This is a genomic window from Gluconacetobacter entanii (assembly GCF_013155425.1).
In the GTDB taxonomy this organism is placed as follows: Bacteria; Pseudomonadota; Alphaproteobacteria; order Acetobacterales; family Acetobacteraceae; genus Novacetimonas; species Novacetimonas entanii.
The window spans coordinates 24,077-47,573 of sequence record NZ_JABJWD010000054.1; the positions used below are offsets into that span (position 1 = coordinate 24,077).

Annotated in this window: 35 protein-coding genes; 4 read left to right on the top strand and 31 right to left on the bottom strand. The window is 59.9% G+C overall.

Going from position 1 to position 23,497, the window contains the following annotated elements; translation table 11 throughout:
• Positions 1–9: 9 nt before the first annotated feature.
• The 25 genes from HNH97_RS09745 to HNH97_RS09865 all read right to left on the bottom strand — a co-directional run bounded on the left by HNH97_RS09745 (position 10) and on the right by HNH97_RS09865 (position 15,245).
• Complete coding sequence (locus HNH97_RS09745; RefSeq protein ID WP_048859038.1) at positions 10–2,091, bottom strand: phage terminase large subunit family protein; 2,082 nt, start codon at positions 2,089–2,091, stop codon at positions 10–12.
• The gene (locus tag HNH97_RS09750) at positions 2,088–2,726 is read right to left on the bottom strand and encodes a hypothetical protein (protein ID WP_171790746.1); all 639 of its coding nucleotides are present in this window, start codon (positions 2,724–2,726) and stop codon (positions 2,088–2,090) included. Before HNH97_RS09750 ends, HNH97_RS09745 begins: the two co-directional genes overlap by 4 nt.
• Complete coding sequence (locus HNH97_RS09755) at positions 2,726–3,259, bottom strand: putative metallopeptidase (protein ID WP_048859040.1); 534 nt, start codon at positions 3,257–3,259, stop codon at positions 2,726–2,728. The genes HNH97_RS09750 and HNH97_RS09755 overlap by 1 nt, the downstream gene beginning before the upstream one ends.
• A 270-nt stretch (positions 3,260–3,529) precedes the next feature.
• Positions 3,530–3,811 (bottom strand): hypothetical protein, encoded by a 282-nt coding sequence (locus HNH97_RS09760; RefSeq protein ID WP_171790747.1) that lies wholly within the window; start codon positions 3,809–3,811, stop codon positions 3,530–3,532.
• A 717-nt stretch (positions 3,812–4,528) separates the two neighbouring features.
• Positions 4,529–5,359, bottom strand: coding sequence for a replication initiator protein A (locus HNH97_RS09765; protein ID WP_048859068.1), 831 nt, complete (start codon positions 5,357–5,359; stop codon positions 4,529–4,531).
• A 125-nt stretch (positions 5,360–5,484) separates the two neighbouring features.
• Positions 5,485–5,862: a hypothetical protein gene (locus HNH97_RS09770; protein WP_139312888.1), complete on the bottom strand. Its 378-nt coding sequence runs from the start codon at positions 5,860–5,862 to the stop codon at positions 5,485–5,487.
• The gene (locus tag HNH97_RS09775) at positions 5,837–6,184 is read right to left on the bottom strand and encodes a hypothetical protein (RefSeq protein WP_141312834.1); all 348 of its coding nucleotides are present in this window, start codon (positions 6,182–6,184) and stop codon (positions 5,837–5,839) included. Before HNH97_RS09775 ends, HNH97_RS09770 begins: the two co-directional genes overlap by 26 nt.
• Before the next feature lie 52 nt (positions 6,185–6,236).
• Positions 6,237–6,743, bottom strand: a complete 507-nt coding sequence (locus HNH97_RS09780; protein WP_141312836.1) for a hypothetical protein — start codon at positions 6,741–6,743, stop codon at positions 6,237–6,239.
• Positions 6,740–7,249 (bottom strand): hypothetical protein, encoded by a 510-nt coding sequence (locus tag HNH97_RS09785; protein WP_171790748.1) that lies wholly within the window; start codon positions 7,247–7,249, stop codon positions 6,740–6,742. The genes HNH97_RS09780 and HNH97_RS09785 overlap by 4 nt, the downstream gene beginning before the upstream one ends.
• Positions 7,242–8,132 carry a phage Gp37/Gp68 family protein gene (locus HNH97_RS09790; protein ID WP_048859043.1) on the bottom strand — a complete coding sequence of 297 codons (891 nt, stop codon included), beginning with the start codon at positions 8,130–8,132 and terminating at the stop codon, positions 7,242–7,244. The genes HNH97_RS09785 and HNH97_RS09790 overlap by 8 nt, the downstream gene beginning before the upstream one ends.
• A 44-nt stretch (positions 8,133–8,176) precedes the next feature.
• Entirely contained in the window at positions 8,177–8,395 is a 219-nt protein-coding gene (locus HNH97_RS09795; RefSeq protein ID WP_171790749.1) for a hypothetical protein, read from the bottom strand.
• Complete coding sequence (locus HNH97_RS09800; RefSeq protein ID WP_171790750.1) at positions 8,392–8,553, bottom strand: hypothetical protein; 162 nt, start codon at positions 8,551–8,553, stop codon at positions 8,392–8,394. The genes HNH97_RS09795 and HNH97_RS09800 overlap by 4 nt, the downstream gene beginning before the upstream one ends.
• On the bottom strand, positions 8,550–9,035 hold the full coding sequence (locus HNH97_RS09805) for a hypothetical protein (RefSeq protein ID WP_171790751.1): 486 nt from the start codon (positions 9,033–9,035) through the stop codon (positions 8,550–8,552). Before HNH97_RS09805 ends, HNH97_RS09800 begins: the two co-directional genes overlap by 4 nt.
• Complete coding sequence (locus tag HNH97_RS09810; RefSeq protein ID WP_171790752.1) at positions 9,032–9,511, bottom strand: hypothetical protein; 480 nt, start codon at positions 9,509–9,511, stop codon at positions 9,032–9,034. The genes HNH97_RS09805 and HNH97_RS09810 overlap by 4 nt, the downstream gene beginning before the upstream one ends.
• Positions 9,508–9,921 carry a hypothetical protein gene (locus tag HNH97_RS09815; RefSeq protein ID WP_171790753.1) on the bottom strand — a complete coding sequence of 138 codons (414 nt, stop codon included), beginning with the start codon at positions 9,919–9,921 and terminating at the stop codon, positions 9,508–9,510. Before HNH97_RS09815 ends, HNH97_RS09810 begins: the two co-directional genes overlap by 4 nt.
• Positions 9,918–10,685, bottom strand: a complete 768-nt coding sequence (locus tag HNH97_RS09820) for a TMF family protein (protein ID WP_171790754.1) — start codon at positions 10,683–10,685, stop codon at positions 9,918–9,920. Before HNH97_RS09820 ends, HNH97_RS09815 begins: the two co-directional genes overlap by 4 nt.
• A gap of 19 nt (positions 10,686–10,704) precedes the next feature.
• Entirely contained in the window at positions 10,705–11,076 is a 372-nt protein-coding gene (locus HNH97_RS09825) for a hypothetical protein (RefSeq protein WP_171790755.1), read from the bottom strand.
• Between the two features lie 4 nt (positions 11,077–11,080).
• Positions 11,081–11,671: a hypothetical protein gene (locus tag HNH97_RS09830; protein ID WP_171790756.1), complete on the bottom strand. Its 591-nt coding sequence runs from the start codon at positions 11,669–11,671 to the stop codon at positions 11,081–11,083.
• Positions 11,668–11,847: a hypothetical protein gene (locus HNH97_RS09835; protein WP_171790757.1), complete on the bottom strand. Its 180-nt coding sequence runs from the start codon at positions 11,845–11,847 to the stop codon at positions 11,668–11,670. Before HNH97_RS09835 ends, HNH97_RS09830 begins: the two co-directional genes overlap by 4 nt.
• Before the next feature lie 56 nt (positions 11,848–11,903).
• A complete protein-coding gene (locus HNH97_RS09840; RefSeq protein ID WP_171790758.1) occupies positions 11,904–12,872 on the bottom strand; it encodes a DUF2303 family protein in 969 nt (322 codons plus the stop codon).
• Positions 12,872–13,246: a hypothetical protein gene (locus HNH97_RS09845; RefSeq protein WP_171790759.1), complete on the bottom strand. Its 375-nt coding sequence runs from the start codon at positions 13,244–13,246 to the stop codon at positions 12,872–12,874. Before HNH97_RS09845 ends, HNH97_RS09840 begins: the two co-directional genes overlap by 1 nt.
• Before the next feature lie 111 nt (positions 13,247–13,357).
• A complete protein-coding gene (locus tag HNH97_RS09850) occupies positions 13,358–13,927 on the bottom strand; it encodes a hypothetical protein (RefSeq protein WP_171790760.1) in 570 nt (189 codons plus the stop codon).
• The gene (locus HNH97_RS09855) at positions 13,914–14,654 is read right to left on the bottom strand and encodes a hypothetical protein (protein WP_075594833.1); all 741 of its coding nucleotides are present in this window, start codon (positions 14,652–14,654) and stop codon (positions 13,914–13,916) included. The genes HNH97_RS09850 and HNH97_RS09855 overlap by 14 nt, the downstream gene beginning before the upstream one ends.
• Before the next feature lie 26 nt (positions 14,655–14,680).
• Positions 14,681–15,028, bottom strand: coding sequence for a MarR family winged helix-turn-helix transcriptional regulator (locus HNH97_RS09860; RefSeq protein ID WP_141312844.1), 348 nt, complete (start codon positions 15,026–15,028; stop codon positions 14,681–14,683).
• Between the two features lie 10 nt (positions 15,029–15,038).
• Positions 15,039–15,245: a hypothetical protein gene (locus HNH97_RS09865; RefSeq protein WP_141312846.1), complete on the bottom strand. Its 207-nt coding sequence runs from the start codon at positions 15,243–15,245 to the stop codon at positions 15,039–15,041.
• Positions 15,246–15,433: 188 nt separating this feature from the next.
• Here HNH97_RS09865 and HNH97_RS09870 point away from each other — a divergent pair, with 188 nt between their 5' ends.
• Complete coding sequence (locus tag HNH97_RS09870) at positions 15,434–16,075, top strand: glycosyl hydrolase 108 family protein (RefSeq protein ID WP_048859059.1); 642 nt, start codon at positions 15,434–15,436, stop codon at positions 16,073–16,075.
• Positions 16,072–16,449 (top strand): hypothetical protein, encoded by a 378-nt coding sequence (locus HNH97_RS09875; protein ID WP_048859060.1) that lies wholly within the window; start codon positions 16,072–16,074, stop codon positions 16,447–16,449. The genes HNH97_RS09870 and HNH97_RS09875 overlap by 4 nt, the downstream gene beginning before the upstream one ends.
• A 317-nt stretch (positions 16,450–16,766) precedes the next feature.
• Here the strand turns inward: HNH97_RS09875 and HNH97_RS09880 are convergent, their stop codons facing one another.
• Positions 16,767–16,982, bottom strand: a complete 216-nt coding sequence (locus HNH97_RS09880) for a hypothetical protein (RefSeq protein WP_141312848.1) — start codon at positions 16,980–16,982, stop codon at positions 16,767–16,769.
• Between the two features lie 134 nt (positions 16,983–17,116).
• Positions 17,117–17,737 carry a hypothetical protein gene (locus tag HNH97_RS09885; RefSeq protein ID WP_048859070.1) on the bottom strand — a complete coding sequence of 207 codons (621 nt, stop codon included), beginning with the start codon at positions 17,735–17,737 and terminating at the stop codon, positions 17,117–17,119.
• A 384-nt stretch (positions 17,738–18,121) separates the two neighbouring features.
• On the opposite strand from HNH97_RS09885, the gene HNH97_RS09890 reads away from it, so the two are divergent.
• Together HNH97_RS09890 and HNH97_RS09895 are read left to right on the top strand one after the other, a co-directional pair.
• Positions 18,122–18,508, top strand: a complete 387-nt coding sequence (locus HNH97_RS09890; RefSeq protein WP_171790761.1) for a LexA family protein — start codon at positions 18,122–18,124, stop codon at positions 18,506–18,508.
• A 2-nt stretch (positions 18,509–18,510) separates the two neighbouring features.
• Positions 18,511–19,776 (top strand): Y-family DNA polymerase, encoded by a 1,266-nt coding sequence (locus HNH97_RS09895; protein ID WP_171790762.1) that lies wholly within the window; start codon positions 18,511–18,513, stop codon positions 19,774–19,776.
• 175 nt (positions 19,777–19,951) lie between these two features.
• Here HNH97_RS09895 and HNH97_RS09900 read toward each other — a convergent pair whose 3' ends face one another.
• From HNH97_RS09900 to HNH97_RS09915, 4 genes are all read right to left on the bottom strand, one after another.
• Positions 19,952–20,755 (bottom strand): hypothetical protein, encoded by an 804-nt coding sequence (locus HNH97_RS09900; protein WP_075594826.1) that lies wholly within the window; start codon positions 20,753–20,755, stop codon positions 19,952–19,954.
• Between the two features lie 325 nt (positions 20,756–21,080).
• Entirely contained in the window at positions 21,081–22,085 is a 1,005-nt protein-coding gene (locus tag HNH97_RS09905) for a hypothetical protein (protein WP_075594825.1), read from the bottom strand.
• A 96-nt stretch (positions 22,086–22,181) separates the two neighbouring features.
• Entirely contained in the window at positions 22,182–22,814 is a 633-nt protein-coding gene (locus HNH97_RS09910; protein WP_171790763.1) for a hypothetical protein, read from the bottom strand.
• A gap of 307 nt (positions 22,815–23,121) precedes the next feature.
• Complete coding sequence (locus HNH97_RS09915; protein WP_075594823.1) at positions 23,122–23,352, bottom strand: hypothetical protein; 231 nt, start codon at positions 23,350–23,352, stop codon at positions 23,122–23,124.
• Positions 23,353–23,497 lie beyond the last annotated feature (145 nt).

Genomic DNA, 23,497 nt, shown 5'->3' on the forward strand with positions numbered 1-23,497 from the left:
AGTGTCGCATCACGATGTCACGTCGTCCGCAGCGGGCTCGTAGAACACGCAACCCGGGTCCAGCGCACCAACGCGCAGATCCCGTTCCGAACAGGTGCCCCCTCCGAAATACCGGCATTTCCCGCAGGCACCCTCCGGGGCGCTTCCCATCATTTCTGCCAGCCGCGACGTCAGGTTCTGGGCTGCGGACGGAGACGGCGACTGGGCGGTACCCACGCCTGCCAATCCAGCATCAGGAAGGATGAACGTGGAATTGCCCTGCACACGTGCCCATGCCGCATCACATAGCATCAGTGCAAAACTGAAATGCGGGTCCAGCCCGATCTTCTGGACAGTGCGCCGTGTCTTCCCTGTTTCCGGATCTGCAACCGTGACCAGGGCAGTACGGGAAAAATGCAGGAAAACCCAGTCGTAGAGGATCGCGATGCGCCGCTTCCTGCCGTTCTCGATGACTTCCTGCTCCAGCCCGTTGGGGTCGGGAAACAGGCAGATACCGTCGCGAATGCGGTACAAGGACGTCTGCATGCATTTGTATCGGTCCAAGCGAACTGTGTAGCGCGTCCGTTCTTCCTCGCTGGTCATACGCTCCGACCGCGACAGGCTGTCCCCCCAGTGCATGGATTCATCGCCCATGTCCTGATAGCCGGTGCACAGGAACACGCGGCCGGGGAAGCGGTTGGCGAATTTGCGCGCATCGTTGAAATTCGGCAGCTGTTCGACGACACAGACCTCAACCCCGTACTGCCGCATCAGATCAGCACACCGGTCAAACGGGGACAGGTCGAACACAGCCTCCACATGGATCACCGCCTGCCGGTTGTCAGGCAGCCGCTTCTTGATGATGACGGCGTTAAAGCCCCCCATCTGGTCGATCCCCATGTAGGTCCCGCTGCCCGTTTCCTCCCATGTCACGCCAGCGGCACGTCCGCGCTCCACGCCCGCCTGGCAGACCTCGTAGGAAACTGGGATCTGGTCTGGATCAACATAGGGGCGCGCCAGCGTGCGATTGAAGAAACTCTGTTTCTGCGCTCCTGTCGATGCAAACCCGAAATCGGTGAACATTTCCCGGGCGGTCATCCTCGGGCTGATCGTCCGGGGCAGCAGGAATGAGCGGATATCATTTCCAGCACCGGGATTCTGGGCAATATAGTCACCATATTGCGGGTCGGGGATGTAGCCCTGGCACTCCGGGCAGACCCACACATAATCATCAACAGGCGGCGCGTGCTGGGCCGTTTCGCCGGGATATGGCGGGGCAGGGCGGACCTGACCCTTGTTGAAAACGATCGAGCGCGACGGGAATATGCCGTTGGGATCGGACAGGTCCGACAGCGCCCCGCAACCGGGACATCGCGTGTGCCACACCTCCTGCGTGCCACGCTTGTACCAGTTGTTGATATCCTCGTCCGGCATGTTCGCCGTGGACAGCAGCATCTTGAAACGCACGTCGCTGTCACCCATTCGGGCTGCGACCTTGTCAATTTCCTCCAGGCTCATACCCTGGACTTCGTCCAGACTGACGATATCCATGGGCCGGGATTCCGTGGAGACCTTGCCCGACGTCCACAGGAACATCAGGAGCGACCCCGCGATCTCGCGCGTCAGGACATTGCCTTCACCGATCTTCTGCCGGCCGCCCTTGCCGTCATAGCGATAGATCAGTTCCGATAGCAGCTGTGGCGACGACCGGATGATCGGCATGAACCGTCGTTCGGACTTGAACGCCGCCGTGTTCTGGTCGGGCAGGAACATCCCGATATTCACCGGCGACCATTTCTTGGCCATGTAAAGGTCGGCCAGCACTTCCCACACGGTAAGGCCCAGCTGGGTCGCCTTCTGGATCACGAGAGTCTTGCCATAGGCCTGCTGGCGGGTGGTCGGGATTGCATCGTAGATCGGGCGCAGGGCCGGCCGGTTGTCCAGGCGGAAAGGGCGTCCGTCAATTTTCAGCCCCTTTGCCGCCAGGTCCTCGCACCACTCCAGAAACCCCATGGCCTCCGGGATCGAGCCCGTCCCGCCATAGCCCAGCCGTGCCGCAGTTTCCTCCAGCATCATGAGCTGGCAGTCGAGAGAACGCTGCAGCAGGTTCATCCCGCCCCTCCGCGCTGGGTTGCGTTCAGTTGCCGCAAACGCCCGAGGATCGTCTCCGCCACGATCGGATCAACGTCACGGATGACCTCGAAAATCGTCTTGTGGAACGTCTCAACCTGTTGGTACGCGATCATCATTTCATACAGGCCTGCCATCGTATCGACCGAGCGGCGCAGGTGCTCCGACGCGGACAGGGCCAGCTTGGCGTTGCGGGGCTTACCGTCGTCATGGAAACTGTGCTTGAGGATCCTGCGTGCGACATTCATGCACATCTGCATCTGGTCAACGATCTTGCCGACGCCCAGCCCCACGATCTCGTCAGGATCGGGCACCACCGGCAGTTCGGCGACGATATCCGCGCCGATCGCTACCGCAGGCTCTTGGCTGGCCTGGCTGCGTTCGCGCACGTTATCTCGAACCTTCTCGGCAAATGCACGGCCCGGGGCGCCCGATGATTTGATGGCGTCAAACCAGCGATACAGGCTCGACGTGTTGAGCCCAGCAGCCGTGTATTTGCGCATGAGGGCGGATTTGTCGAAATCGGGTCCAAAATTGGCGAACGCGGCCATGACCTCCTTTTCAAATTCGGCACGCAATTCCTTCTTGCGGACGCGGTCCAGCGCGGGTCTCGCCATCAGGTCACGCCCCCGATCCGCGCGGCGTCTACGAAGGCTCCGATCTCTCCGCTCCAGTCGCCATATCGCCGGACCACCTCGCGGAACTCTTCGAGATCATGGCCTTTCAGGCTCCAGACCGGGCGTCCTTCATCATCGAATTTCAGTTCCCCATCCCTGTCCACGGCATGCTCTGCGTGCATCAGTTCGTGGAAGACCAGTGCTTCCTGTGCTTCCGGACGTGCGCCATCCCACCAGTCCTGGTCGATCATCAGGATGTAATCCGGTCCCTGAAACCACGTTGCGCGCTGCAGAAGCCATGAACCAAGGCGGGCAAGCCCCCCCTGGAACCGTGGCAATGCCAGTTCGCCCAATACGATCCGTCCCTGCTTTTCCTTCGGAAAATGCCTCATGAACACGGCAATCCGGACTTCACCGGTTTTCAGGAAGGAAAACATCCCCTCGGTGTCAATCAGGCGTGTCATCACGCCCAGCGGACTGTCTTCAGTCTCAGGGGCAGCCGAAAAGGCCTCAAATTCCTCGTCGTCAGACATTTCTGGGAATTTCCGATTTTTCCGGCCGGTAGCCGATCACAATTTCAACCGGGTCAGCAGCCGATTTCCGTGGATTGGGCATGCATATAAATGGCCGGTCCTTGCCTACGCGCATCCCGCAGCCACACAGGGCCGAGACTTTTCCCCGTGCCCGGCGGTCGCATCCCGAGCAGCGCAGTTCCTCTCCCCGCTGAAGCATGCGTCCTTGGCAGACGGCACAGACGTGCCGCGTTATCGACCATCCATGTGCGTCCGGATCGGCAGGAAGATTCATAGTGGCAATGACAGTTGCAGCCCCGGAACGGGGATGTTCAACCGTCGCCGCGCGGTAAACCACAGGTTTTCCGTTGCGGTATGAAGTGCCTGGAGCATCAGTTCGCTTCGGTTCAGAACTGTGCTGGTAACGGTGTAAGATCTGCTGGAATTGTGGACGTCAATGCTGTCGGTGTACAGTTGATCTGCCAGTACGGGACGATGTCCGTTCCTGTCACGTCCACGACGGGCCTCTCCCTCGCGATTGTAGCACGAGATGCACAGGCGGTTCTGGATCACTCTTTCCGCCTGTTTGTGACAGCGTACGCAGATACGGGCCACACGCATTGGAGGCGTCGCTGCTTTCTCAGGAGCGACGCCAGCACGCATCGCTCCTAGCGCGCATCCCCTGCAGGCCTGCCGTCCTTCCCACGCCTGTGGTGGCCTGATGCGGGTTGATTTCCACAGGGCGGCGCATCCTGCCTCCGTGAGTTTCAGCTGTCGCGTCGGACATTCGACAAGCTCCATGGATGCCTCCCCTATGGTCAACCATGGTTATCTAACCAGATACCCACGTAAAACCAAGAGAAAGAACCGGAAAATTGTTGATTGTCAGGCCAAAAGCGGCAGGCGTGATGACAATAATGTCTGGTTATCCACAGACCATTATCGTTAAGAGGTTATTTAAATTTGTTAAAACAGTTACGGGTCTGAAAACCGGTTTCGAATCAGCATATTGCGCGTTTTTCAGTCCATAAAACCACGACATACGGTCCGTGATGTTACGACGCTTCAGTCCGCGATATTACGACGCCTGGTCCCGGATATACGACAAAAATCTGATTTTCCACAGGAAATGGCAGAAATCCCGCCTCTGGTGACGCCGCCAGAGGCTATTCCACGCATGAGCGGCATCAGGGCCGTTCATTGACTGCCATCAGGACAGCCAGGTTTTGATAAAAACCCTTTATAAACAAGTGGATGGTCTGTTGGGTCCGTAAAACCACGATGGATGGGTCAAACCCTGTCCCTATGCGAAAATACGACCTGCACACGTCGCGGCGGTACGCGCACGATCCCGGGCGGTGCCTCCAGGTTCATCTGGTAATGGATCAGGCTGTCGCGGCGGCATATCTCGACCAGTTCCGCCTTCAGCTTCTTTAATTCCATCTGCGTGCCAATTTTCTCTGCCAGGCGCGGAAGCGAGATCATCCACGTCTGCTGGTTGCCCAAATGCTTGCGTACCAGTTCATACAGCCGACGTTCCATTGCCATGGTCAGTTCGAAATATTTGGAATCCATCGCGAGAACGCGGCGCTCCTTGACGATGGCGCGGTACATCCAGTCGCTGAGGGTAACTTCAATGGCCTCCATGACCCGGTTGCCGTCCTTGCGCATGCGCTTGACGATGCGCCACGCCTCGATCCAGCCAAAACCGCGCTCCTCCTCCTCTCCGGCCGACGCGATTGACGTGGTGATCGTCGTTGAGCGCAGGCGGAACAGCGCATCCTTCAGCTGCTCATAGGATTTTCCGGATGTCCCGCGGCCCGCCACGCGCAGAAAATCCACGGCCGCGAACTGAATGGTCCGGCCGGGCTCGATTCCACGCTCCAGCTGCTCGTTCATCAGGGACGTCACATAGATCAGAATGTCCTTGTCCCAGATGGTCGCGATGCCCCGTTCTCCGGGCGAGACGCGTATCATCACCCGCCCATCGTCATAAGTGATGGGCGTGTGACGGGGGCGCTTGGCCAATGAAAAGAAAGGGAATTCCATCAGGGCGCGGTCCCCGCGCAGGGTCTGCCCCATCATGGAATCAAGAAAAAGATCAACCTGCTGCGCCGCCACATCCACCTCCGGATCTGATGCCCGGACCGCTTAGGTCCCTGAAACCACGACAGCCTAACGTCGCGGATACCGAACGACAACAGATTTTGGTCCCCGAAACCACGACAGCAGGAGATCGGCAGGGGCTACCCTCGGGAAAAGGGGTTATCGGCGATATTGAAAGTCACCGACAGGGTCATTTCTGCTCCTGCGAGATAGTCTTTGCGCACAGATTTACAATAGCGGGTAATTGTTACCTTGCGACCATCATCACTATTTTTTATTTTGTCTTTTGAGAGTTGATCGGGCACAAACCCCAGATCATGGCACAGTTGATCCAGGCGCTTCTTGTCGTATCCCCCCTGCAATGGAATTATATTGACTGGAATGCTCAGGTGACCAACTTGAGGGGTGACAGCCTCATGGCGATATGAAGAACTGGGGACTTCAAGTTCTTCATCATGTTTGAGGCGCGTCCTTACTTCCGCAAAAAAATTGTCAGCCGGGTTGTCGTTCTGGGTCACGATCATTCCTTTCATCGTCATTATTTTGGGGATCAGAATTTTTAAGTCTCGTGCATCTACCGTTTGATGCAGGAACTTCATTTTTTATTGTTCCCAAATCAGGACAGTCCCGCAACCCTTGCGGCAGTTTTTCGCTCTGGAACACCATATCGATTCTTCTCCGGTCGTAGGGATGTAATGCGTGTGCAGGGCCAACGGCCAGGGCATGGAAGGCAGCACCGCAATGTTCGCAGTTGATGTAGGAAAGTGGCCCGATGCCCTCGCCGCCCTCCGGCCAGAACAGGCCTGCGTCATCCTCTGCTGCCAGAACGCTGATCGTCATGTCGCAGTCGGGGCAGGGGGCGCACAGACTTTCGGGGAGCATCTGAAGGCGTCTAGGAGGCATCGTCCACATCCATCTCCATATCGCAGGTCCCGTACTGGCACCTGCCGTAATGGTGGCAGTCCGCCGCCGGTGACTGGCAGCGCACAGCGGCTTCCGCCGCCAGACGTGGCGCATCGCTGGTCAGCCAGCTCTCCCGGCAGCCGCCCGCAGCCAGCAGGGCACGGCAGGCCCGCGACCCGATCTTCGGGCGGCGGCGCGCGGGAATGTCCTCGCGGATCCTGTGCCCGTAGCGCGCAGCCCATGCATGCACCCAGACACGCGCGGCGGCGAAAGATGGCAGGTCGATGTTTTCGGTCCGTGATACACACCATTGCCGTGCAACGTCCCGCGTTTCTGCCACACAGACCCAGATTTCCACGCCCGCGCGCCCACGATGCGTCAGCGAGAAAACCACCCCACGCACCCCATGGTCTCCCCTGATGACGCAGGCACGCGCCGGGATCGGCATGGGCTGCACCATGCGTCGGCCGATCAGATCGACAGGCTTCCCCATCACATCAGCCCCAGCTTGCGCTTGCGTGCCCAGAACATGCGCAGGAACCCGCTGCACATCCGCATCTTCGCGGTGTCCCAGGCCCCATCCGCGCGCTGCGGAAACAGGAAATTCCCCGGTCCCTTGCTCATGTCGATCGGCACGTGCTTGTGACAGTAGAACCTGCCGGTGAACATGCCATCCCCGTCCACCTGCAGGCTGTCCAGTAGGGATTTCCAGGTCTCCGGATCGGCCTGCTCCGGCGCGCCGGGCCGGAATGCACAGTTATCACATGGCTCCGCGCAGACCGGGTCCGCGATATACTGCGGGGGGAAAACCTCCCATATCGCCCGGCATGACCCGCAGAATCCGACCTCCTGTGGCAGTCCCAGTTCCCGCAGGCGCGCATTGGTCTGAACCGTCGTGGTTTCACGGACCCCGCATGACGGACATTCCGTCGGGCGCGGGACGGGCAGTCCCTCCGCTGTTCGGCTCTCCTGCAACTCGCGGCGACGCTTTGCCTCACCCATGGCCGCTTTCCTTCAGGGAGGGGAATTCCTTCCATTCCCGCCCATCCAGCAGCGCGCCTGAGCGCTTTTTCCCGACGCGATTTCCTTCCGCGTCATGTTCGCCCCACTGCTTGAAAAAGAACGGAATTCCGTATTTTTCGCACTGTTCTTGCAGTTCCGAGACCCAGTCCCGCGCCATTGGTCGGGCGTGCGGTCCGCTTTCGCCGCCAACGATTACCCAGTTGATGCATGGGTCAAAGCCGTCGCCCTGGGTCCCCCGCCAGTCGGCATCGCTAGGACATGGCTGGCAACGGCACTCCGGTTCGCCGCCACAGCACGCCCCCGTTGGATCCAGCCATTCCAGCAGGTCTACCTCGCCGAGGAGCGGTTCGATGGACAGGAACCGGCAAGAGGCCGGCACCTTCAGAAGGGTCGGCACATTGCGCTCTGCCTCGACCTGGTTGGCGATGGTCGCCCCCAGCCAGACATTGTGCCAGCCCATGCCCCATGCCGGCGCGTCGTCCTGACCATCAGGCAGGAACTTCGTGAAGTTCTGCGGACGCTTCGTCAGCAGCAGCCAGTCCAGATGCGGTGTCTGCGCGATCAACGCCCACAGATCCCGCCGCCACGCGTGCGGCACCTGGTTGTCAAACACGTCCGCCAGCGACGCGCAGAACACCCGGCGCCTTACGCCTGCGTCCCGTGCCTCCCGGTCCCATTTGAGGGGCTGCCGCCAGTTGGTCCCTGATGTACGACGACGATCGCCCTGCCACAACTGCGGCGCGCCGGTGCGCTTCGCCCAGGCCTCCGCATAGCAGTGGTCGCAGGCGGGGCTGATCGCGGTGCATCCGACCCACGGATTGAACGTGTGGTCGGTCCATTCGATCGCGGAATTGCGTCCCATGCCCGTTTTTTACCTTCGATAATGACAATTCCCGTCGGAACCTGTCAGCGTGATTTCCAGAGGGTGACGCGGCCGGACACGGCCCGCTCCGCACGCCGGCGGCGCACGAGGAATTTCAGGCAATACCGGACGGCGGATGCGTTCATCTCGCCGTCCATGGCCTCGATAACGTCCTCCGACGCGACCCAGAGACCGGAACACGCCCGCAGAAAGCTGGCGATCCGCTCCATCCGCGCATAGGTCGGTCCGTGATGTTCGATCATATCCCGTCGCCTTCAGGTTCGGGCAGTTGCTCAATCATTTCAGCCTCTGCCCGTATGCCGTCGCTGAGGGCAATTGCGGCTTCAGCAATGTCCTCTGCGGGTTCAACAGCCTCCATAATGCGCCAAGCCTGCCCAATGGTCAGAGGCAGTCCGATCATGTATCGCCCCGCATGGAATGATGCTTTCGACGTGATGAGCGCATCGGCTGCGGCGATGATCGCTGCCGAGACATCCAGACTGGAAACGGTGGGCTTGTCCTGCCGAGGGCAGCACCGACGATCTCAATAATCCGGGGATCAGACATCCCCACATCAAGGTCTGCCAGCGCCACACCAGGTTTTGGCAAGATCGTGTAATCGACGCCGGAACGAAAGTTCCAGGTCCAACTTTCGTCATCGCCCTCGCAATGCTTGAGATGGCCATCACCGCGCGTTGCCCGGTCGTGATAAAAACCACAGCTATGCCAACATTCCAGACCGGCCTTGATGTAGGCAACTGCCGCATCAGATGGAAGATCTGTTCCATCATGGTTCTTAACGGCCTGTATGATATCCTTCGCGCTCCAGTTTCCTTTTGCGAGGTACGCCAGCGTTTTTTCGCATGGGGACAAGACGGTTTCTATTACGGGTCGCTGCGTCATGACACGCTGACCTTTTCCAGAACCCGGACCTCTCCTCTCCAGACTACATAAGCAGGAAGACCCAGCTGCGCCGCATCCCATTCGATGTGACGCCCATCCCGATATGGCGTCCGGATTTTTCCGTCAGGCCCGTGTTCCACTGGCGGCGAACATCTCGTCCAGCCCATGGGAATGGCCATAAAGCAACTGCGCTTCTCACCGCCCACTTCGCGTCTGATATCGACGCTCTGAAGCCGCAGGATCAGTTCGTAGTGGCAAATGGTTCCTCCATCCGTCCATCGAAGCTGAAGGCGTGGAACTGGCAATTCTTCGTAACCTGCGCCATCTCGGTTCCAGCATGCCAGCGATTTGTGTTCGATGAGGTAATCGTCTGCGATCAAGGCGCGGAACGCGCGGCGTACGGCATCCTTCTCCCGTTCCGTCATTTCAGGATCAGCCTGCATGGCGACATGCATCAGTTCGGTAACATCGCTCATGACGCACTCCGCGTGTTCCAGGGCCGGAAAGCCTTGATTGCTTCAGGCGTCAACGCCGGGTCTGCCCAGTTGCCCTGAAAGCAGAATGCCCGGTCATCTATCGTCAGAAACGCTGGCGGCTTTTCATGGGCGAACTCGATTTCCAGCGGTTCGGTCGGATGCCGATTACCTCCGGCCTTGATCCATGCGTTGCGCTGCTCATGAAGCCAGCGGCCCATGGCCACCAGTCCGTCGTTTGTCTTGGAACGCGAGGAATAGACGACAACCTTGAGCTTGCCGCGTGTGGTTTCGAGCCATTCAAAGAAACCCGGGACAACATGGCCGTATATCACGCCATTCTGCCATCCCTTGTCATAGGAATGGATCACCCCATCGAAATCGACGCAGACTGTCGGCAGGAATTCGCTCATGACATGCCTCCACCAAAACGGTCTTTTTCGGCTCGTTCTTGCGCAGCCAAAGCATCTTCCACCAGAGCACGCCATGCCTGATCGAAATTCCCTCCGGCAAGCACGGCCTTCAGCAGCCTGAAGATGACGAAAGCCTGCTCGGCTTCGGCTTTGCGGGGGACATTCTCCCCAACCGATCGGAATGCAGCCGCAAAAGGCACTGCCTGAAAACAGATGATGCCTAAGGCGGCGGCAATGTCAGGCGACATTTCTGCGGGGAGGGCCAATTTTTGAAGGCGAGCGATCTCTTTTTTCAGAGCATCGCATTCCTGCGTGAGGCTGTTTACTGCTTCCTCCAGAGCGCCGATCTTGCCCTTCGCGGCATCACGATCGTTCCGAACTTCCACATAATGACCTGTTTTGGCGCTCAGCTTCTTCCTCAGACCAGCAATTTGATCGTCCTTCTGAGCAATTTGCGCTTCCATGTCGGCGCGGCGGACGAGTTCAATATCCGTTCCGTTCGCGGAGCGCAAAGAAACCGGGAATACCTGCGCACGGCCAAAATCCTTGAGATTGTCATACAGCGTAGGAAGCGAGACGAAGAGCGTTTCCACATCCGCGAACGGCGGGATAGGAGAACCAAGACAGACCACGGCTTCGGCCGCCTTGCGGGCCAGCAGCATGAACCCCTTCAGGTCCGTTTCAGGCCAATCCTGCTCCCGGACAGGCATCATGGCGCGGGCGACCTGGGCAACCTGCGTTTCGCTCAGGCTGGCGGGCAGCATCACCCGATCCGTTGTGCTGCTACACATATTGGCTTTTCCTTCTCTTGCGGTTCAGGTTGAACCGCAGGCGCGACGTCAGGGCGTCAGGCACCGCATCTCCGAGCGCCTGGTTGATCCAGACGCCCCCGACCTGCACCCATGTACCCGGCGGCGCGCATGTGACGATTTTCCGGCTTCTGGGGCTCCAGACGACATCTACCTCGATGCCGGTCCGCGTATGCGTGACGCGCCATATCTCGGACCCGGAGCGATCCAGTCGGTTGAGGAACAGGCCCCGCCGGTCCCGGATCTGGGTGAACAGATCATCGTATTCCCCCGCGCGCAGCGCGATACCGTACCGTTCGAACAGGCGATCCGCGAAATGCTGGCAAAATGGAATGGGCAGGGCCATGGCGCTACGGCCCCTGCACGATGTTGGGGATGCGCGACCACAGCGTGTATGGCTCCATGTCGTCATCATCCCAACTGGAGCTTAACGGGTGCGCGACGACAGGAGCTTCGCACAGTCGCCCATGCTCGTCAGGGCGGTGCCATAGCACGTCTCCCTCATCCTCATGCCATGCATCTTTCGGCATCAGGACGGAGACACGGCGCCACTGCGCGGCATAGTCGCGCTCAACAGCCGAAACCGCCCCAGTTACGGATGCCCGTCCTGCAGCGTAGGCCGAGTGCCGGACCTCCTGCACCAGCGTGCGCACCTGCGATGGCGTCAGCACCGCACCGTGGTAGATGTAGCGCGCGCCAAACTCGGCCGCCGTGTAATCAAATCCGCCCCAGCCGGCCTGCGCCGACCAGGCGATCGGGAAGGGGGCACCCACGCGGTCGCCGCGTATGGCCGCGACCCAATGCCGCCCGTCAATGTGGGGCTTCTCCGGCTTTCCCAACTCCCCGGGCCAGCCATTGTTTTCGGGCACATCCGGTAACCGGCGGGAATTACCCTTATCGGCGGCATCCGTGCGCTTGTGCGTCAGGTTTGCGGTTTTCATGCCGCTTCCTCCACCTGGTCCATCTCGATAAGATGGTTCGCGGTATCGGAGATGGACATCCGCTGGGCAAAGCAGGCGCGGCAGGCGTCCTCCATATCGGCACGGGCCGACATGTCCGTGGCGGAGCGCATGAAAACCAGTTCCTTGACGAAAATCAGAAATGAATCAAACGTCATGGCATCATTCCGGTGTTGCTTCCCCGGGTGAGCGGGGAAGCACGGTCTCGGGAGGGTCAGGAAATTTCGGGCTTGCCACGCATCACGGGCATCAGTGTCGTTCCACTTGCCTGCGCCAGGACACCCGCGAAGGCATCGTCAAACGCAACATCCGCGCGATAGCGCTCCACCGCCCAGGTGACCGAACCTGCACGCAGGCGGTACCGCAGGCGCACCAGCAGTCGGTACGCTGCATCGTTGGCGAATACCGGGATCGCGATCAGGAACAGGTTCGGAATCTTGAGCGGTTCGCCCTTCTCATCCGCATGTTCGGTCTGGAAAACCATCTGCCCCTCGCCGCTGGACAGATTGACCGCCTGTGCCACCCGGCTATTCTCGTGCACCTTCAGCCCGCGGGACAGTTCCAGCAGCCTGTGTGAATCAGCGAGGTTCCCGCCAAGCTTGGCCACGGTCTCGCGCATTGCGGCGTCCAGCGGGCTTTCGCCATCCACTGGCGTGGAGGAAATCGGCTCCATCACGTCCAGAAGCCGGTTTTCGATGAATTCGGCAAAATCTGTGATGCTGACATAACCGCGCTTTTCAAACGCCTGCCATGCCGTCCATTCGTCGGACAGGGGGAAACGGTACAGGCCACGATGTTCGCAGTTATGCGTGCCGGCGCGCTCGTCAGGGCCGGACTCATGATAATCGAGGACGGACATCATGGACGGGTTTTCACGGTCATCATTCGCGAAAATGACGCTGTTTACCGCCTGGAAACGCAACGCGTGGGCACAGAACGACGGAACGTCGGTGAAGACCGCAGTGCCCTTGCGCCGTTCGGGCACAATCCGGTTTTCGTCCAGAAACGCCTTGACCGAATGCAACTTCACGCCGTCCGGAACCGAGAGGACCACCGTGCTCGCATCATTACCACGATCCACCATCACACCCTTGGGGCCAATGGCGGCCGGCATGATATCGCGAACGACGGCGGCGCCGGAATTATCGATTGCGGCGATTTTTTCGGGAGTTTTTTCAGACATTATACGTTCCTGATAGGTGATGATGACGTCGGAACCTCACGCAGTTCCATTTCCTGCTGGCGCGGGTTGCGCCTGGTCAGGTGGTTCTCGGGCGTGGCCCAGAACACGGATTTCGCACGCGCCATGCGCGGCTTCGTCACCTTGAAATCGGTCGTCGTCGTGATGACGCCGCCTTCCAGCTCGAAGCCGATCGTGATCGCAATTTTTCCCTTGCTGCGGCCATTTTTGGACATGGCTGCATCACTCATCGCGGCGACGAGGTCCTGGATGGCATTCCCGGCGTCGTGATTGAACTGACCGTCCTCAACCTGGGCGACCAGCTGGGAAAACGACGTGGCGGCTCCCCTTTCTGCACTCATGAAATTCTCCGTCATGCTGGCCCTGATTGGCCATGCGGCGCATGCGCGCGGGCATCCGTCACATGGTCAATCCGCCATGGCGTTCGAATACGTTCGATTATTTCCGTCATATCCATGGATACTTGTTCAGAGACGGCGGAATACTGTTATCCCACGAAAGCGGTGGTTGGTGCTTTTCCACATCCCAATGGTGGCCTCGACCATGAAATGGTCCTTTCGGAACATCGGCAGCACCTGGTCCAGCCATACGATATGCGCCCCTGCTGGCAGGCGCTGCAGCGCGCGCATGACGAGGTTCCGCTTGACCATGGTGGTGCCGTAATGCTCGCAGTCCTCGACCGAATACGGCGGGTCCGCCAGCACGAGGTCATATTTGTCCAGCGGGACATTGGTCAGGGTTTGCGCGCAATCGACATATGTCGGGGATCGGTCCGGATTGATATCCACGGTGTCGCCGGGAAACGCAGCCAGATCCACGCATCCGCTAAACAGGTGCAGGGTGCTGCGTTTTTCGGGAAACAGCGCGCGGACCCGTTTCAGGTATCCCGCCGGATAGCCCCCATAATACCCGCTTGAGACACGATAATCGGCCCCCATGATCCATGTGCCGACCACGCGACCGGTCCCATCCACGAACAGCGAGCGCGGAAACCCGGTGACGGCGCAATAATTGTCAATGCGATCAGGCCAGTTCACGATTGCCCCTTTCGCACTTTGCACCCTCCATTTCCGCCACCAGGACGGAACACTGATCATCAACCTCACAGAAAATGAGCAGTCCCAGAGCCTCCAGGCATTCGCGCACAGCCCCGATGAACAGGATGGCGCTGTCCTCCGCACCCAGAGGCTCCGGCGCGGTGCCCCTGATGACCGGGGCCAGATTGCCCCAACTGTCCGGTGACGGCCCCATGAACGCCTCTTTTTCGCACGACAGCGCATGCATGTCGGCCCGGTGCACACGTTCCATAATGGAAACGCTGGCCATTTCCGGCAGGCGGAAATGCCTGTGGACCGCCTTCTGTATCCGGTGTTGGAGGATCTCGACGGGATCGTCGGACCGGCCGGCCGAGCGCAGGACTGCGCGGATAGCCATTTTCATCGGGGTGGTGATGTCGCCCGTGTAGGCCTCATGCGCATCGTGCAGCAGGGCATAGATCTGAACTATCGGCCCCGCATCAGGATAAAGTTGCAGGAGGATGTCGCGCACAAGCAGCGAATGCTGCGCGACGTTCCAGCTTTCAACCGTCGTCGCGCCATTGAAACGCGGTGTGCGAGAAAGATGCACGCCGATATCCATCAGACGCACCTGCTCGGGCCGAGGATCGAGCAGATCGAACTTCATGCCCGTATAGGTCTGTTTCCATGGCTGGGTCGCATGCGACCCTGTCGCATCGCCCCGCAATCTGGTGCTGGAAAATTCCATTTTCGGTTTACCCGCGAGAATAACGATTATCGACGGTTATCCATCTGGCGCCCAAGGATGGCGTCCAGGCGCTTGCGCGCGGATGCGATGACGCGTGCCCCTTTGGCGGTGACGCGGATAAATGGCGAACGCCTATCGGCCGCATTCATCTCACGTTCGACCAGTCCCTCGGCCACCAGCGCATCAATCGCGCGAACGGCCGCCCCTTTGCTGATCCCGACCGCCTTTGCGATGTTGCGCACAAACTCCTCGCGATCGGCGCAAAGAAATACGCACCACTGTCGAACGGTAGCGATTCCAGAAGCGTCGCCACCCAGATAACCGTGGTGGAGAATTTCAAACAGAGCGCAGTGTGTGTCCGCACCACGGGCCATGTTCTCCACCTCAGATTGTCCCGATCAGGTAGTGCAGTGCGATATTGATCGCCCACACGCCGCATGCCAGCGCCGCGGCCATCGCTGCTCCAGAGATGACGCCGGTCCGGAATGCGGAATTTTCCGCCTCCATCTTCTTGCGACGCCAGAATGTTTCCAGAACCTCCACAGGGGTCTGTGTCGGAGAGGGAGCGGCTGTGGAACGTTCATACATCATGGTTATCTCCATATGCGTCATGGTTAAATAACCAGATACGAAAACGATTATCCCGTCAAGCGGATTATCCTCGTGATGGCAGTAATATACCCATTCCCGTTGGAATATGTGTTATTCCTCGGGTCGTGACGGCACGCTGGCCTAGCTGAATATGGTTTCTGAAAAACCATACAATTCTAGGAATAACGATGCCCGAAACCGACTTTGATTTCTGTGCTGACTTCACGCTGAACGAAGAGGGCGGTTATCAGAAAAACCCTGCTGACCCAGGCAACTGGACAGGGGGTGCGATCGGGCAGGGCATCTTGATCGGCACCAACATGGGGATTTCCGCGCCGTGTCTGCGCGGCTGGTTGAACCGCGTGCCAACCGAGGCGGACATGCGGGGCCTGACGGAAAGCATGTTTTCCCAGATCTATGCGGACCTGTTCTGGACCCCGTGCGGCGGTGCGGAACTGCCATCCGGTATCAACCTGATGGTGGTGGATGAGGCATTCAACGCAGGCGAGGAAACGAGCCTGCGCCAGCTGGCCGAAGTCAGGTCATCGCTGACTCCGACTAGATTGATTGCACCGCTTTTTGCCATGCGGCTGCAGGCCACCCTTGGAGTACGAGCTGACGGGATTATTGGCCCTGTGACATTGGAGGCCATTGCCGCCGCAGATGCACTGGACCTGGTGCATATCTGCGCACTCGGGTCGCTACAGGACAATGCCTACCGGCAGGATGCCGGGTTCGCCGAATTCGGCACTGACTGGCTGGGGCGCACCGCGCGCCGTGTCACCAGTGCGTTCCAATTATCCAATGCCGCGCGAAAGGCTGCATCATGAAACCGTCATCGTCACTGGCATCCATTACCGCCGCATTTTCCATCCTGCTCTACGAGGTGCCGCAGCAGTACGTGGCCCCCGTATGCACCGTGATCGCGGCGTGCGCCATTGCGGCCGCCATCATCCAGCCGCCGCCGCCTGGCGCGCGTATCGAGGGCATCATCTACGTTCTGATTAATGGCATTGCGGCCAACGTCGGATGGGCCGTCAACGCGGTGCGCCGCGGGAAAACTGCCGTCATGGTGGATCGGGTGCAGAAGCCGACCGCGACCACGATCCTCGATAAGAGCGGTATTCCTGTCACGCCGACGCGGCTTCACTTACCGACGAAGTTAAGGCAGGTGATTGAAAGTAAAACTTCATCAAAATCGTAATAGAAAGCCCCGACCAAGGTATCTTGGACGGGGCATCCCCACTTTATGTCGTGGGATCGTGGCATACCTGCAGCATCATATGCTGAGTGGCAGTGCAAAAGGGTATCTGTCAGTGCAATACATTTAATAATGTGTTCTTGACAGATGGCAGTCCGATGATCGCAACCGATTTCCAGAAGGTTCCATCAGAGGGGCAAGACGACCGAATTTCACGGTATTCAACGACTGAAGCTCGTGGCTGAGTCTGTGATCTACACGTAAAGCAAACACTTTGTTTTATTTACGTGATGCTAAGCGATGTCCAGAATTTCCCGATATTACCGTTTTCTATTCGGTTCTATTCCGACCCACTTGATATCATGAAGACGGACACATCCCGGCTTCACGGGAGGAAGTTTCGAATGGATAGGATTTCCACCGATTTCCCATCCTTCATTGGTTACCATTGCCGCAAATGCTTTTGCAAAAGCACCCTCTATGGGAAGATCTGCAAATGCATAAGATTGGCCGGGAACCATACGAAACTGGTTCATAATGCCACCTTTCTAGGCAGTTGTGCGGGACTGAACATTCTCAGTCCCGAATGAATGGGATGGCATTTTCCTTGAGAACGCAAGAAATTTTTATGCGTTTGTTGCATTTTGTCATAAAATTAGAAAAAGGGGATTTAGCGAGGATATATTCTTTCTCCTACCAATGGCATAAGTGTCCCATGCTGGATGCACTGGTCTGCATGCCAGTGTTCAATCAGATCTACTACATGCGTTCGCAACGCTTCCCGGTCCTGAATCAGCCGAGCGGCTTCCTGGTGCCGCGCGTCATCATTTTGGGCGAGCAACTCCGTCTCGTAGCCAATTTGCCGTGACATCTCGACGTCAGGCAGGGAGGACAGCGGTGCATACGACAGGGGCACCGTCAGGGATTGTCCGCGGGTCCGGCTCCCGCTCAGTTCTGCCCCGATGGTGGGTGCCGTTGTCAGCGCGCCGACCGTTGCCTGTGCGCCCTGTGTGAACTGCACAGACAGGGTGCCGGTCACTGTGCCAGCCAAAACCCCCACCACGGGATCAGACCGCTGTTGCGAGCACTGGACGGCCTGCACATCCTGCTCAAATCTGGTTGCCTGCTCGGGCGTCCAGGATGCTGCATGGGAGACAGACACCGCCCCCGAACGCGCCAGGCTGTCCTGTATGGACGCCATTGCCTGGGGGATCGTGGTGGCAACCTGCGGCCGGGCGCTGCATCCAGTCAGAAACGCCACGGCCATGATGAGAATGGCACCGGCGATCATACAGGGCATAAAATTGGTGGTGCCCCCTTTTGGAATCGCGAACTGCCCGCAAAGCGATTTCCGTTCGACGCTCATGATATCTCCTTCGGCCGCATGCGGCAGGTCGCGCTTTACGCGCGATAAATGGTATTCTCGCCCGTTCATCCTATCGTCACGACCTGGGCCGCCCCGCGCATCAGGCGCCTGACAACCATTTTCTCCGTGCGGCGAAAATGGTCGTGATTGGCATGGAGCCGTCGCTTCATATGCGACGGCGGCGCGGGACAGTAATGCAGGCCCGGTCGCTCTGAGCGCCGCGCTCGACCTCCGGACGCCGCAGGCCTCTTGACTTCTTCCACGTTGTTCATGTTACGTTCGGATTCGCGAATGAAAGGGGAACAGACGATGTCTGGCTACGCAGGCGACAGGACAACCGGATTTGCGTCGCCTGCTGCGGACAGCGCTGAGGGACCTATCGATCTGAGCGCCGTGCTCGATCTCTATCGCCCCAATCGGTATCCGGTGCGCGTCGTGGGAGACGCCCTGTCCGCGCGCGGGATCCTGCATGGGGATGTGCTGATCGTGGATACGGCAGCATCGCCTCGCACGGGCAGCGTCGTCATCGCGCGCTGGCAGGATCAGACCATTGTCTGCGAGATTACCCGCAACCGGGACGGATGGTTCCTACGGTCAGGCCGGTCAGGCGATGGTCATGTCCTTCGCCCGGTGGACGGAGACCAGGACGCGGGGATATGGGCCGTGGTCTGCGCCCTGGTGCGGACCGAGGTGTGAATATGCCGGTCTTTGGCCTCATCGATGGGAACTCGTTTTACTGTTCCTGCCAGCGGGCCTTTGACGCCAGCGTCAGGAACTCGCCCGTCGTGGTTCTGAGCAACAACGACGGGTGCGCGATCGCCCGGACGGCCGAGGCCAAGCAGCTGGGCATCAAGATGGGCGAGCCATGGCATCTGGCATGCAGGCGCCCAGCACTCCAGGGCGTGCGGTGGTACTCGAGCAATTATCCGCTGTATGCTGACATGAGCCGACGCATGTTCCAGGTGCTGGAATATCGGGTTCCCCGCGTCGAACCCTACTCGATCGATGAAATGTTCCTCGACCTCACGGCGCTCCCATATGATCTGGCCACCTTCTGCGCGGACCTGCGGCGTGACGTTCTGGAAATCTCCAAGATTCCGACCTGCATTGGCTGGGGGCCAACGAAGACCATAGCCAAGGTGGCCAACCGCATCGCGAAAGCGGATCCCGCGCTACAGGGGCTGTGCGATCTCAATGATACGGCCCTCCGGCATGACTGGTACCGCCGGACTGACATCGAGGATGTGTGGGGCATAGGCCACAAGGGGGCCGAACGCCTCCGGCGGGCAGGCATCCACACGATCGCGGATTTTGTCGAGATGGATACACGCGCCGTCCGCAACCTGCTTACGGTCGTGGGCGCGCGGGTGCAGGCGGAACTGCAGGGGCAATCGTGCCTCCCCCTGGCGGATCTGGCAGCTCCACGACAGGGACTCGCTTGTACGCGCACATTCGGCAGGCCGATCGACAACTGGTCGGATCTGCGCGAGGCCGTCGCTTCATATGCGACGACGGTCGCAGCCAAACTCCGACGCGATCGGCTGCATGCCGGCAGCATCAGTGTTTTCATACGGACCAACCCCCGCACATCGACCGAGGCGGGATGGTATGCCAACCAGCAATCGATCAGCATCGAGCCGACCAATGATACGATGGCGCTGATCGCGGCATCACTGCGGCTGCTGCGAAAAATCTGGAAACCGGGATATCGGTATTTCAAGGCTGGCGTCATTCTTGACGCTCTGGCACCGGCCGCGCGGCAGGGCGCGCTGTTCTCAACCCGCGATCCACAACGCGCCGAAAGCGTGATGGCAGCGATGGACGCCCTCAATGCCCGGTTTGGCCGCGGGACCGTGCGCCCGCTGGCGACCGGCACGCGGCAGGACTGGCGCCCGCGGCAGGCCTTCCTGTCACCTGCCTATACCACGCGGTTTGAGGACATCATGCAGGTCCATGCGTGGTGATGCCGATTTACCGGCGATAACGCACATTCCCGCGCCCTTAATACCGTGACGACAGCCTAAACGAAGGCCGCCAGCGAGTGCAGCGCTGGCGGCCTTCTGATTCAACCACTGACGGAACCAGAGGATGAACTTGCAGAATCTTACCGGAAGGCTCGGGCCGGTACAAGCCTCGGCATCAGGCCGCCGCCGCGCGCAGATAGTTGTCGTTGGCCGCTACCAGGTTCTGCCACTCCTCCCACAGCGGGAGCGGACTGTCGGCGGCCAGCAGTTGACGCCATGCCAGGGCATGCGCCTCTACTGCGCGGCTGCGCAACCAGCGCCACGTCGCACGCTGCTGGCCGCCCCACGTCAGCAGTTCGACCAGATCATCGTCGGCCATCCCGGTATAGGACCAGCCCAGCAGGCAATGCCCCTTGCGGGGATTGGGAGTGGGATCGCCATATCTGGCCGGTGTGCGCGTGTCCCAGACGGGCGGCAGCTGGCCAGCCTCATCCTCGTACAGATCCGCATCGGCGAACTGCACCCCGAAATATGGAGCCGTCAGGTCCGCCATGATGTTGCACAGCCCGTTGCGGTCATGCGGGTCCGTGCTGCCCCAGATCGGGAACAGCGTCTGGTTGGTCACGTCGTATCCGTCCCGGGCCGCCGCGGTGAGCATGTCCACCTCTACTGCGCCGGTGTCCGTGGCAGGATTGCCCGGCACGAACCCCGTGTGGCGGCCGTAGAACGTCAGCGCCTGCGCCGTGGTCACGTCCACCTGGAACCGGTTGAGCGCCGCCGTGGCGCGGATATGATTCCCGATACCCGCGCTGGTACAGTCATTCGTCGTGTCGTTCCCCAGCATGAGAACGCCGGGGTCAATATGGGACCGGATCAGACTGCTTGGCGCCCTGCGGGCCATGAAGCTGCGCATGACCGCCATGGTCGGCTGGCCAGCACGGGTCTCTGGCGGCTTGCAGCCAAATTTGCGGAGCATCATCGTGGGGCATCCGATGGATCAGGCGGAGGAGGACCCAGTGTGGCGTCGATTTTTCGCTCACGGGCGCGCTCCCGCCACGCGGCCAGAGCGAACGCGACGACCTGCGAGAATGCGCAGCCGGTCAGGAAAAGACCGACCGCTGCCAGAAATTGCACCGTCATGCGTCACGAAGCCGCTGCCGAAGCAGATAGCCCCCCGGATCTTCAGAACTGCTCATCGTGAATTGCTCGCCAGATATGCGTAAAGGAAGAACGCGCCAGCAACGCCGCTCACGACGCCACTGAGCCAGAGAAGGACGGCGACCGTCGGGTTCATGGCCGGCCTCCTACAGCGCGTTGCTGTCTTCATCCCGGGCGACCGACAGGCGCCGCAGGCCGTCGCGCAGGATGCGATTGTCGCTGGCGAGGAATGGCAGCCCGTGGCGGTCATATCCGATATCCACGTCCGGATCGAAATTGGCCTCCCGCAGGATGTCCTTGCGGTCGAGGTAAAACCGCTTTTTCTTCGATCCGTGGAATCCATGCGACAGCAACCCGGGCACGACGCCGATATCCTGACGCACGGCCCGGTCGCAGGCCGCGGCAAAATGGCGCAGACGCCGCGCGCAGGCGGGTGACGTGTAGGCGTCCGAGGTATCCAGCTTCCCCGCGAACGCCATGGCGGCGATATAATCGGCAGCACCCGTCACCAGCCAGTCGGGCAGGCCGCCGAAATCGTTCCAGACATCCAGACGGAACGCCCAGGCGTATCCGTAATGCTGCCGCCAGTCGCGCTTACGCTCCGGGTCCAGCAGCCACTGGGCGCTGGACTGCCCGATGCCGTAATCCTCGTCGGTGACGATGATGTCGCCCGCCGCCCACGCGGCGCAGAACGAGCGGTCCATCTGCCGCCCATGCTCGTCGCAGACCGGGTTTTCATCGGGGCCGAGGTCAACGGAATAGGACCAGGGCTGCCCCACGCGATGCACCTGAAGCATGTCGAGCGTGGCCAGTGCCCAGTCCTGTCGCTGGAAAAACACGTCGGCGTCGATCACGGCCAGATACTTCGCGTCGGCCGGCAGGCGGCTGACGCCATAGCGGATCAGCCCTTCCTTCAGCCAGTTCTCCTGCCGGCTGTCGCCGCGGACCTGGAACAGGCGCACCCCGGCCAAGGCCGGGTCATCAGGATCCAGCACGAAATCGCGCTCGCCCATCACATGCTCGACCATCGTCAGGGTCACGCCCGACGCCTGCATATGGGGAATGAACCTGCGCAGCAGACGCTCACGCGAGCGCCAGCGCCGGTTGTTGGAGAAAACGGAGACAACGTGCAGGTCGGAAGGCTTGAGCATGTCAGAGATACCAGGAAGAGAGGACCATGAAAGCGGCGGCACCGAATACGGCACCCCCGACGAACGCCGCCAGCGCGACGCAGGCGATCAGCAACGTCAGCCCTTGACGGCGACCGGCGGCAGGCCATGCCGCGCAAGGATGCCGTTGACCTGCAGCATGCGGGCCTGCGTCGGGGTCAGCGTGCTCGCCTGCGCGCCCAGCGACAGTCCCGCCGTTGTCCGGACGATGCTGGAGACGATCGCCGCAAGCGACGCGATGTCCGACGATATGGAGGTGATTTTGGACGTCAGGGTGGTGCCGAGGGTGGCCGCCTCCGACGTCGCGACGTTTCCGATGGTCGTGGCGGCATTCTGCAGCGCTGCGATCACGCTGGACGCTTCCGTCGGGACGCTGGTGGCGTCAAAAACGACCGTCTGCTTGCCGCTGCAATATTTGTCCCAGGTGGCCAATGCCGCCTCGACACCGTCGATCGCATCATCCACGACATCAGCAACGGCCAGCGGCAGACCGGTGAACGCGAGAACGGTTTTGAGGATATTCAATGCGGCCGTGCCGTCGGTATCGATCTCGGACACGTTGACGGTGATGGTGGTGACGTTGCCATCCTTACTGGACGAGCACCCGGGCAGCGCCGCAAGGGAGGCGACGGCCAGGCCGGACAGGAACGCGAAGCCGAGAAAATTGCGGCGTGTGCCGCGCACGGCTTCGATTTTGACGAGATCGGGCATGATGCGGCCTCATGACGATGATGGGAACGGGATGCCCCAGCCTATCGTCACGATCCGCCGTTTACCGGCGATAACTGTTATTCTCGCCGGTGTGTCAGTTCCTACCAGCGGCCCTTCGCGATTTTCTCCCTGTCATACTTGTCAATCGCTGCCATTGCTTCCTGTGCAGCCTGGTCTTTTGTGTCGCAATTAAACCCGCTGGCAATTATCGGTTTTTTTGCTCCTCGAGGAGCATACGCAATCCAACTATACCCTTGTCGCAGGTTTGGGTTCACATCGTACTCGCAGTCGCCGTATTTCTTCCCCATCACTCATCCATCTTAGATTTGGCCAGCAGCGTCGTGCGCTGTTCATCGTTTAGCATTTCCCATGCCCGGATAATGGTTGGCAGATAGGCCGGAATGCCTTTCTCCCACTCCCCGCGCAACCCGCGCGATACCGAGTTCGGCGCAAGGCCGGTCAGTGCAGCGAGCGTCTTCTGGTCAAGGCCTGCGTCGCGTGCGCGCAGCCCCCACGGTGATGTCGGTGCTCGTCCCATTCCTCAACCCTATGGGCCAAAAATAATCAACGCAACGTGTTTTATTGCCCTTGCCTTTTTAATATACGCTGCGTATATAATAAGCATGCGGCGGACAGGAAATTCCCTGATCCCCGGTTCTTCCGGAAATCATCGCCGCATCCCA

Coding starts and splice junctions, on each gene's coding strand:
- HNH97_RS09875 (WP_048859060.1), top strand. CDS start 16,072: ATGAAACCGTCATCGTCACTGGCATCCATTACCGCCGCATTTTCCATC.
- HNH97_RS09815 (WP_171790753.1), bottom strand. CDS start 9,921: ATGAGCGAATTCCTGCCGACAGTCTGCGTCGATTTCGATGGGGTGATC.
- HNH97_RS09910 (WP_171790763.1), bottom strand. CDS start 22,814: ATGCCCGATCTCGTCAAAATCGAAGCCGTGCGCGGCACACGCCGCAAT.
- HNH97_RS09785 (WP_171790748.1), bottom strand. CDS start 7,249: ATGGGTGAGGCAAAGCGTCGCCGCGAGTTGCAGGAGAGCCGAACAGCG.
- HNH97_RS09800 (WP_171790750.1), bottom strand. CDS start 8,553: ATGATCGGACTGCCTCTGACCATTGGGCAGGCTTGGCGCATTATGGAG.
- HNH97_RS09895 (WP_171790762.1), top strand. CDS start 18,511: ATGCCGGTCTTTGGCCTCATCGATGGGAACTCGTTTTACTGTTCCTGC.
- HNH97_RS09840 (WP_171790758.1), bottom strand. CDS start 12,872: ATGTCTGAAAAAACTCCCGAAAAAATCGCCGCAATCGATAATTCCGGC.
- HNH97_RS09860 (WP_141312844.1), bottom strand. CDS start 15,028: ATGGCCCGTGGTGCGGACACACACTGCGCTCTGTTTGAAATTCTCCAC.
- HNH97_RS09755 (WP_048859040.1), bottom strand. CDS start 3,259: ATGTCTGACGACGAGGAATTTGAGGCCTTTTCGGCTGCCCCTGAGACT.
- HNH97_RS09835 (WP_171790757.1), bottom strand. CDS start 11,847: ATGACGTTTGATTCATTTCTGATTTTCGTCAAGGAACTGGTTTTCATG.
- HNH97_RS09830 (WP_171790756.1), bottom strand. CDS start 11,671: ATGAAAACCGCAAACCTGACGCACAAGCGCACGGATGCCGCCGATAAG.
- HNH97_RS09855 (WP_075594833.1), bottom strand. CDS start 14,654: ATGGAATTTTCCAGCACCAGATTGCGGGGCGATGCGACAGGGTCGCAT.
- HNH97_RS09790 (WP_048859043.1), bottom strand. CDS start 8,132: ATGGGACGCAATTCCGCGATCGAATGGACCGACCACACGTTCAATCCG.
- HNH97_RS09745 (WP_048859038.1), bottom strand. CDS start 2,091: ATGAACCTGCTGCAGCGTTCTCTCGACTGCCAGCTCATGATGCTGGAG.
- HNH97_RS09775 (WP_141312834.1), bottom strand. CDS start 6,184: ATGACGATCAGCGTTCTGGCAGCAGAGGATGACGCAGGCCTGTTCTGG.
- HNH97_RS09905 (WP_075594825.1), bottom strand. CDS start 22,085: ATGCTCAAGCCTTCCGACCTGCACGTTGTCTCCGTTTTCTCCAACAAC.
- HNH97_RS09900 (WP_075594826.1), bottom strand. CDS start 20,755: ATGATGCTCCGCAAATTTGGCTGCAAGCCGCCAGAGACCCGTGCTGGC.
- HNH97_RS09795 (WP_171790749.1), bottom strand. CDS start 8,395: ATGATCGAACATCACGGACCGACCTATGCGCGGATGGAGCGGATCGCC.
- HNH97_RS09845 (WP_171790759.1), bottom strand. CDS start 13,246: ATGACGGAGAATTTCATGAGTGCAGAAAGGGGAGCCGCCACGTCGTTT.
- HNH97_RS09750 (WP_171790746.1), bottom strand. CDS start 2,726: ATGGCGAGACCCGCGCTGGACCGCGTCCGCAAGAAGGAATTGCGTGCC.
- HNH97_RS09885 (WP_048859070.1), bottom strand. CDS start 17,737: ATGATCGCCGGTGCCATTCTCATCATGGCCGTGGCGTTTCTGACTGGA.
- HNH97_RS09805 (WP_171790751.1), bottom strand. CDS start 9,035: ATGACGCAGCGACCCGTAATAGAAACCGTCTTGTCCCCATGCGAAAAA.
- HNH97_RS09825 (WP_171790755.1), bottom strand. CDS start 11,076: ATGGCCCTGCCCATTCCATTTTGCCAGCATTTCGCGGATCGCCTGTTC.
- HNH97_RS09915 (WP_075594823.1), bottom strand. CDS start 23,352: ATGGGACGAGCACCGACATCACCGTGGGGGCTGCGCGCACGCGACGCA.
- HNH97_RS09810 (WP_171790752.1), bottom strand. CDS start 9,511: ATGAGCGATGTTACCGAACTGATGCATGTCGCCATGCAGGCTGATCCT.
- HNH97_RS09890 (WP_171790761.1), top strand. CDS start 18,122: ATGTCTGGCTACGCAGGCGACAGGACAACCGGATTTGCGTCGCCTGCT.
- HNH97_RS09870 (WP_048859059.1), top strand. CDS start 15,434: ATGCCCGAAACCGACTTTGATTTCTGTGCTGACTTCACGCTGAACGAA.
- HNH97_RS09865 (WP_141312846.1), bottom strand. CDS start 15,245: ATGATGTATGAACGTTCCACAGCCGCTCCCTCTCCGACACAGACCCCT.
- HNH97_RS09820 (WP_171790754.1), bottom strand. CDS start 10,685: ATGCTGCCCGCCAGCCTGAGCGAAACGCAGGTTGCCCAGGTCGCCCGC.
- HNH97_RS09880 (WP_141312848.1), bottom strand. CDS start 16,982: ATGAACCAGTTTCGTATGGTTCCCGGCCAATCTTATGCATTTGCAGAT.